Annotated in this window: 5 protein-coding genes and 1 pseudogene; 2 read left to right on the top strand and 4 right to left on the bottom strand. The window is 52.5% G+C overall.

Annotated elements, in window-relative coordinates; genetic code table 11:
- Positions 1 to 336: 336 nt before the first annotated feature.
- The gene (locus ACTH3S_RS17200; protein WP_259364679.1) at positions 337 to 1,773 is read right to left on the bottom strand and encodes a tyrosine-type recombinase/integrase; all 1,437 of its coding nucleotides are present in this window, start codon (positions 1,771 to 1,773) and stop codon (positions 337 to 339) included.
- Positions 1,774 to 1,990: 217 nt separating this feature from the next.
- On the opposite strand from ACTH3S_RS17200, the gene mutS reads away from it, so the two are divergent.
- Positions 1,991 to 4,570: a DNA mismatch repair protein MutS gene (mutS, locus tag ACTH3S_RS17205; RefSeq protein ID WP_441810243.1), complete on the top strand. Its 2,580-nt coding sequence runs from the start codon at positions 1,991 to 1,993 to the stop codon at positions 4,568 to 4,570.
- Between the two features lie 147 nt (positions 4,571 to 4,717).
- Positions 4,718 to 5,041: a ferredoxin FdxA gene (fdxA, locus tag ACTH3S_RS17210; RefSeq protein WP_441810240.1), complete on the top strand. Its 324-nt coding sequence runs from the start codon at positions 4,718 to 4,720 to the stop codon at positions 5,039 to 5,041.
- Positions 5,042 to 5,161: 120 nt separating this feature from the next.
- On the opposite strand, the gene ACTH3S_RS17215 is transcribed toward fdxA, so the two are convergent.
- The 3 genes and pseudogenes from ACTH3S_RS17215 to ACTH3S_RS17225 form a co-directional block, all read right to left on the bottom strand.
- Positions 5,162 to 6,205, bottom strand: coding sequence for a hypothetical protein (locus ACTH3S_RS17215; RefSeq protein WP_441810241.1), 1,044 nt, complete (start codon positions 6,203 to 6,205; stop codon positions 5,162 to 5,164).
- A 27-nt stretch (positions 6,206 to 6,232) separates the two neighbouring features.
- Positions 6,233 to 7,183 (bottom strand): DegV family protein, encoded by a 951-nt coding sequence (locus ACTH3S_RS17220; protein WP_441810242.1) that lies wholly within the window; start codon positions 7,181 to 7,183, stop codon positions 6,233 to 6,235.
- A 111-nt stretch (positions 7,184 to 7,294) separates the two neighbouring features.
- A pseudogene (locus ACTH3S_RS17225) lies at positions 7,295 to 7,492 on the bottom strand (hypothetical protein); the annotation flags it as partial.

A 7,492-nucleotide genomic window follows, 5' to 3' on the forward strand; every position in this document is an offset into this window, starting at 1 on the left:
TGCCCCGATTATCTCATGTCGATACTGCTTGGTTAAGTCCGACAGGCTGCTAGGGGCTAGAACCGGTTTGAGTTTCCTGTGCTAAGTTTTTCTACCATCAGATTCCGATTTTCCATAATCGATCGGCGATCACTCAGACCTCTCGACGGCTGAAAATAGACCAAAACGCGTGAGATCCGAATGTTCGCTTTTGTTTAGCAGCGGACCGATCGAGGCGTCCGGTGGAGGCCGTAGGCCAGCAAGGTCAGGGACTGGCGAGCCTAAGAGAGACAGAGAGAAATAGATTTCTCTCTGTCCGGTTGCTGCAATTTGTGAAATTAAGATGGGTTATGCCAACTAACACACGCCGTCAAGGGTTTCCAGATGATCAGCCCACTTTTGCAGCCACTCGCGACATTCGGGTTCATAATCGTGCAGATCATAAGTCCCTTCAATACCCTTTCTTGAATGCCCTATCACTGCCTCAGCCACTTCATTGCGACAGCCTAAACGAGACAACCCCGTGCGAACCGTACGACGCAGATCATGTGGAGACCAGTCAGGAATGCTATCCAGCCAAGCTTGGCCTGGCTTAAAGTAGGTGCCACTTCGAGCCTTGGCAGAATTTCTCAAATACCATTTTGTTTCGGTAAGCGATTTCTGCTGGATCGGCAATCCCGTCCGACTCGAAGGAAACAGATAGGTATTGGTGGTTAAACGAAGCTGACGGAGAAAAGCCACAGCTTGGCTCGGCAACTGCACATACCGCTCGGCTCCGTTCTTGGAGTCTCGCATATGCCAAACTGCTCGATCGAGATCTACATCAGACCAACGCGCCTTACAAACCTCACCCGTGCGAGCTCCTGTCCACAGAGTCAAACGAATGACGTTCTTTTGTGTTACCGAGAAACCAGAGCCTGGCAACCACGCTAACACTTCCTTCAACTCCGCATCGGACAATACGCGTTTGCCCCGAACAGACGTAAGTCGGACTCTAGCCTGCTTCAGGCTCGACTTTGCCAACAAAGCCGGGTTCGCAAAATCATCATCAAACTTGCCAAGGCCAATCGCATAGTCGTAGGCGGCACTGAGCTCACGCAGCACATTCCCAGCCTGAACGTTTGCTCCCCGGTCAAGAATGTCCTTCACCATCTCTACCACATGTTTACGCCGAACTTCTGCAGCAGATCGATCCCCCAGAGTGCGTACAGCATCACCGTACAGGGTGCGCCTAGTCTCGGCCTGCCCCTTAGGTTTCCGTGCACCAGGAACTCGTTTCTGAGCCCCAGTTCGACGATTTACAACCAGTCGATCCTCAATCACTTCAGTTAAGTACAGATCAACCAAGTCACGAACAGTAAACGCGGCCACCTCTGCCGCTTCCTTTTCCTGTTCAATTTTTGCACTTTGACGTACTTTCTCCCGCTGAATTTCGGCACGAATGCATACGCCATCTCGTCGTAAAGCCTTCATCCGAGCAAGCTCTAGGCGAGCCTCAGCCAGACTCATCGAGGGGTAATTCCCTATCTTGACTTGAGTTAGCTTGCCCGTTTCGGGGCTCCGATAGCGATAGATGAACGACCTGCCACCGCTAGCCCCGCAAGTCACACGCAGACCGGCATTCTCTCCAGTGTCCACTTTGACTTTATCGCCAGGCCGCATCGTCTCGATGGCTCTCGCCGATAGTGGCTTGTTGCCGTGTTTGTTATTCTGCATGCTTTGATCCATTAACTGATTGGAACGATAGCCATCGATGGCATTGATGAAGCTCTGGCCATAAGTATAGCTTTTCATCATCAACAGCCTTGTTTGTTAAGGCGCCCACAACCCTACACCAAAAGCTATACTAAAACCTATACTCTTGAACTGGATTACAGCAGATTTCATCAGACTCCTTCAGATGCTACACAGACAAATTTACCAGAAAACCCCCTATCAAAAGGCGGTTTGAAGCTATCCTACAGGCGAGCTACCAGTGAGCACAGACGATCTCAAAACTTCACACACCCCCATGATGCAACAGTACCTTAAGATCAAGGGTCAACACCCGGATGAGCTGGTGTTCTACCGCATGGGGGACTTTTACGAGCTGTTCTATGACGACGCCAAGAAAGCCGCAGAGCTAATGGACATTACCCTCACTGCACGAGGCCAGTCCGGCGGCAACCCAATCCCCATGGCAGGTATTCCGTTTCACGCATCCGAGGGATACATTGCACGGCTGGTCAGAGCGGGTCAATCCATAGCTATCTGTGAACAAATCGGCGACCCGGCAACCAGTAAAGGCCCGGTTGATCGCCAAGTGGTCAGAATTGTTACCCCCGGCACTTTGAGCGATGACGCCTATCTGGAAGACCGCCGCGACAACCTGCTGACGGCCATATTCCACCACCGGGAGCAGTTCGGCTTTGCGTCACTGGATATCTCCAGTGGGCGCTTTGTGGTTTCAGAGCTGGAAAGCTTGGAAGCCCTGCAGGGAGAGCTGCAGCGATTGCGGCCAGCAGAAATCCTTATCAGTGAAGACTTTCCTTTTGAGGAAGTGTTGACGGGTTTTACCGGCATTCGTCGTCAGGGGCCTTGGCTGTTTGAAGGCGATACAGCTCGCCGGGTAATCACCCAGCAATTACAGGTTCGAGACCTCACCGGCTTTGGCTGTGAAGATCTCAACCTGGCCATTTGTGCCGCCGGCTGCCTTCTGCAGTACGCAAAAGAAACCCAGCGCACCGCCCTGCCTCACATTCGTAAGCTGACCCGGGAGCTGCGCGATGAGGCGGTGATTCTGGATGCCGCCAGCCGCCGAAACTTGGAAATAGACGTAAACCTCATGGGCGGCCAACAACATACTCTGGCCTGGGTGATGGACCGAACCGCAACGTCTATGGGCGGCCGGGAGTTACGGCGCTGGCTGAACCGCCCACTGCGGAATGTGAATGTGGTGCAACAGCGCCAGCAAGCGGTATCAGCACTGCTTGAGGGCTTCCATTACGAACCGGTACATGGCCTTTTAAAAACCGTGGGCGACATTGAGCGTGTACTGGCCCGTGTGGCACTGCGTTCAGCTCGCCCGAGAGATTTGGCACGCCTACGGGATGCTTTTATAGCTCTGCCCGAACTTCAGCAAACCCTCAAGCCAGTCAACTCACCCCACATCGCCGAATTGGCCACAGTGATTGGCGAATACCCCGAGCTGGCAGATATGCTGGAAAGGGCAATTATCGACAATCCACCGGTTGTGATTCGTGAAGGCGGCGTGATCCGTGAGGGTTTCGATGAACAGTTAGATGACCTGCGCAACATCAGTGAAAACGCCGGCCAATACCTGCTGGATGTAGAAACCCGCGAGCGTGAGCGCACCGGCATCAGCACCTTGAAGGTTGGCTACAACCGGGTACATGGCTACTACATTGAAATCAGCCGGGCGCAATCTGCTCAGGCGCCAGTGGATTATATTCGTCGCCAAACCCTGAAAAACGCTGAACGGTTTATTACGCCCGAACTGAAAGAATTCGAAGACAAAGCCCTAAGCGCCAAAAGCCGGGCGCTAGCAAGAGAGAAAGCCCTTTACGACGAAGTGCTGGAAACGGTGGCCGAACAACTTGCGCCACTGCAGGATGCCGCTCAAGCATTGGCACAGCTGGATGTGATCAGCAACTTTGCCGAGCGTGCCTCTACACTGCGTTTTGCCGCGCCTGAGTTTCGTGACTCTCCGGGGTTCGATATTGAAGATGGGCGGCACCCGGTAGTGGAACAGCTCCTTGATGAACCTTTCGTACCCAACAATCTGGTGATGGATACCCAACGCCGAATGCTGGTTATTACCGGTCCGAACATGGGTGGTAAATCCACCTATATGCGCCAAGTAGCTCTGATCGCCCTACTCGCCTACACCGGGAGTTTCGTGCCTGCAAACCGTGCCGTACTAGGGCCGGTGGATCGCATTTTCACCCGCATGGGGTCATCAGACGACATTGCCGGTGGGCGCTCTACTTTTATGGTAGAAATGACAGAGACTGCAAACATTCTGCACAATGCCACTGAGTTCAGTTTGGTTCTTATGGACGAAGTAGGCCGAGGCACCAGTACGTTCGATGGTTTGTCTCTGGCTTGGGCCACCGCAGAGCACATGGCGAAGGAGATTCGCTGCTACACACTGTTCGCCACGCACTATTTTGAGCTCACACAACTGGCGGACGACCTTGAGCACGCGGTAAATGTACACCTGACCGCAACCGAGCACGACGACAGCATTGTATTTCTGCACAACGTACACGAAGGTCCTGCCAGCCAAAGCTACGGCCTACAGGTAGCAAAACTGGCCGGTGTACCACAAAACGTTATACGTAACGCCAAAACTCAACTGGCGCAATTGGAAGGTAGTGCGGCGACCGCCACTCCCGTGCATACATCGATAGCTGAGCCACACCAAAAGCAGCCGGCAGCATCCAGCCAGGCGGTTTACCAGAGTGATATGTTTTCCAGTGCAGAGCCGAGCGCCGTGGAAGACGCACTTCAAGATCTCGATCTAGACGAACTATCACCCAGAGAAGCCATGAATCGGCTTTACGAATTGAAGGGATTATTGAAAAACTGACAGGAAGTTGACCTGGGTAATAAGGTTATAGCAGCCAAACGCTTGCGGCTACGAGGGCTGCTCCCTACAATATCGCCCATTAAAATATAACCATGGAGCTGACAATTAGCTCCAGATGAGATTGACCACTGGACCAGGGATTTGATTATGGCGTTTATCGTTACCGATAACTGCATCAAGTGCAAACACACAGACTGTGTGGAAGTCTGCCCAGTAGACTGTTTTTACGAGGGGCCGAACTTTTTGGTAATCGACCCAGACGAGTGTATCGACTGCGCATTGTGCGAGCCGGAATGCCCGGTTGAAGCTATTTTCTCAGAAGACGAGCTGCCAGCAGATCAAGAGCAGTATGTAGAAATTAACGCCGATCTGGCGGGCAAATGGCCAAACATTACCGAGAAAAAAGATGCGCCGGCAGATGCCGCTGAATGGGACGGTGTTCCTAACAAGCTGCAGTATCTGGAGAGGTAATTTCAGCAAGCTTGGCGCTATCGCCTAAGCCAGAATGCTAAAAGGGAAGCCTATATCGGCTTCCCTTTTTTAATCTACCTGGCCCAGCTAGCCTGCCTACTCAATAACAGCGAGCAGCCACTAGGATTCTAGCGCTTTGGATTCTAAAACTTTGCGCGCCGCCGCGGATTTATAAAAGCCTGACAACCGCCGTCGCACAAGGGCCTCGATATAACCCTCCTCCTGAAGCACGTCAATGAGCGGGATGGCCCAAGCATCGATTTCCGCCATAATCACCTCACGAGTGACCCCTACGTCGCCGAGCAGATCGGTAAGCGGCCGATCGCCATATTTCACAAAAAGATGCGCAACCACAGCCTGAGCACAGCCTTCAAAGTAGGCGGTTTTTCGGAACTGCAGCCAGAATTCGTAACCAAGCACCACAAACTCCTGCAGTTCAACGTCTCCCAGCCCTTCGTGCAGTTGCGCGATCGTTTTATCTTCAACGGCCACCCAGGCCGCCATCACCGTATCCCGTACTTCGTCATCGGAAAGCGCCCGCTGAAGAAACTGCTCACTGCGGCCAATCAGCCCTGGCAAACTGTCTGAAAGCCAAGCCTTGAAGCGGCGCTCAAACGTTTCATCCAGCCCCGGAACAGCCTTATTGGCCATACGTTTGCCAAACTTCATCATGGAGCCAACGCCGGGTACTGACTTAGTAATCAGATTGTCTTCGTAGAGGTAATTGACCACCCCCTGATAAACCACGTTTGAAATCAACTCCTGGTAAACCGGGTGCGCCATAATCTCGCTAATCACCTGTTCGCGCTGGTGCCTCAGCTCAAGCAATTCTTCTACAAAACCTGTGGCCTGCTCACGGGTAACTATTTCACCCAGGGCTGTCGTCGCTTGAACTGGGGCGTTCAGCACCTCAGCGGCCATCTCGCCCGCCAGTTCCGGTATCCCCGCATCCAGCTCCATGTTCACAACAACACGCTGAATGGTCTCCATCACCTGGCCTTCTGAAGCAAGGCGATTCAATGTAAGACTACCCGCGTGATCAAGAAGTTCATCCGCCTCTTGTTTCAGAAATTTGCGCAGCTTGGCGCCTTTCAGCGAGGCCACTTCATGCTTTACATGCAGCTCAAGTAGTTGATTGGCTGAATCATTTTTTTTACTGGTCATGGTGTTGGTAGCCGCGTTTGTAGAGATTTACTGATAGTCGTTAAAACTGTGAGATTCCGACGCCAGCGCCAGGCATAAACTACCTGGGCCAACATAAATACTGCTGGTAATACCCATCTGCGAAAGCAATAGTTCAACACCGTTGCGCTCGCAGGCACTTTTGAGCTGATTCAAACCAGGCAACTCTTCGATTTCGGCCCAAGTTAAGCCGCAGGATAAGCTTACATAGGGAGTTAGTAGTCCAGCCTCAACTCGGGCAGCGGCATAGCTCATAACCTTTTCCACCGCCATATCAAAGCTGCGGGTCTTTGCCACTGGCTGACCTTCCACGCCCTGACCGAAAATCACAGGTGTGATGTTTAAAGCCTTACCCAGAAACGCCGACATTGCCGACACACTCTTATCGCCCCGTCGCCTGGCGCGCTCGCGAATGTAGTGGAGATCCCGGGGAATGATGCATGTGTATATTTTATCTGAAAACTTCTCCACTTCGTTGCGCAACGCATTTTTGGAAAGCTTTTGGTCGATTAGCCGAAGCGTATGAGCCGCCAGCAAACCCTGCCCTGCGAAGATCTGTTTGCTATCAATCACGCGCATGGAAAACTTGCCTTCACGGCCCGACGCGGCGCGCGCCTGTTCGTGATTGGCCATCACGCTATTCATGGCTTCCGTAGCATTCTGGTAAATCAGGCTACGGGTACGGGTGACCGTCTCACAGACCGCCACGTCGAACTGGGGAACAATTTTCTCAATGAACAGGTCGTATATTTGCTCGGTGGTAAAGGCTTGAGTTTCTGCGTGTCGCCCTTTCTCTAAAAGCCCACTCTGATAAAACTCCTGAGTTCTTACCGGGTCGTGATCATCAATGTAGGTCTCCCCATCAATAACCGCCGTAATGGGGAGAATAAACAAGTCGTGTTTGCGACTGAACTCGAAAGGTAGATCACACGCCGAATCGACGATCAGACCAACTCGCATACTGGGCCTCCAGTTTTGGGCCGCTGTCAGAAAAGGAAGCGCGCTTTATTGTAATCACGCAATTAAGGTTCAATTTTACATACCCTGCACCGGATTTCCGTACACCCCGGGTTATACGACAGCTGTCTCAGGATCCAGCTCACGGAGGTTTTTCTCCAGAAGCGCTCGGTTATCCTGCTGCCACGGGTGGAAGCCTTTACGAAAGTACGCCAGAAAGTCAGGCATACACCTTCGCAAAGGCTTCCACCCGTGGCAGCCTTTACGAAAGTACGCCAGAAAGTCAGGCATACACCTTCGCAAAATACCGGG

The organism is Marinobacter sp., from assembly GCF_052094685.1.
Classification (GTDB): domain Bacteria; phylum Pseudomonadota; class Gammaproteobacteria; order Pseudomonadales; family Oleiphilaceae; genus Marinobacter.

Excerpts from the sequence above, each read along its gene's own strand:
- ACTH3S_RS17200 (WP_259364679.1), bottom strand. The coding sequence starts at position 1,773 with ATGAAAAGCTATACTTATGGCCAGAGCTTCATCAATGCCATCGATGGC.
- mutS (WP_441810243.1), top strand. The coding sequence starts at position 1,991 with ATGATGCAACAGTACCTTAAGATCAAGGGTCAACACCCGGATGAGCTG.
- fdxA (WP_441810240.1), top strand. The coding sequence starts at position 4,718 with ATGGCGTTTATCGTTACCGATAACTGCATCAAGTGCAAACACACAGAC.
- ACTH3S_RS17215 (WP_441810241.1), bottom strand. The coding sequence starts at position 6,205 with ATGACCAGTAAAAAAAATGATTCAGCCAATCAACTACTTGAGCTGCAT.
- ACTH3S_RS17220 (WP_441810242.1), bottom strand. The coding sequence starts at position 7,183 with ATGCGAGTTGGTCTGATCGTCGATTCGGCGTGTGATCTACCTTTCGAG.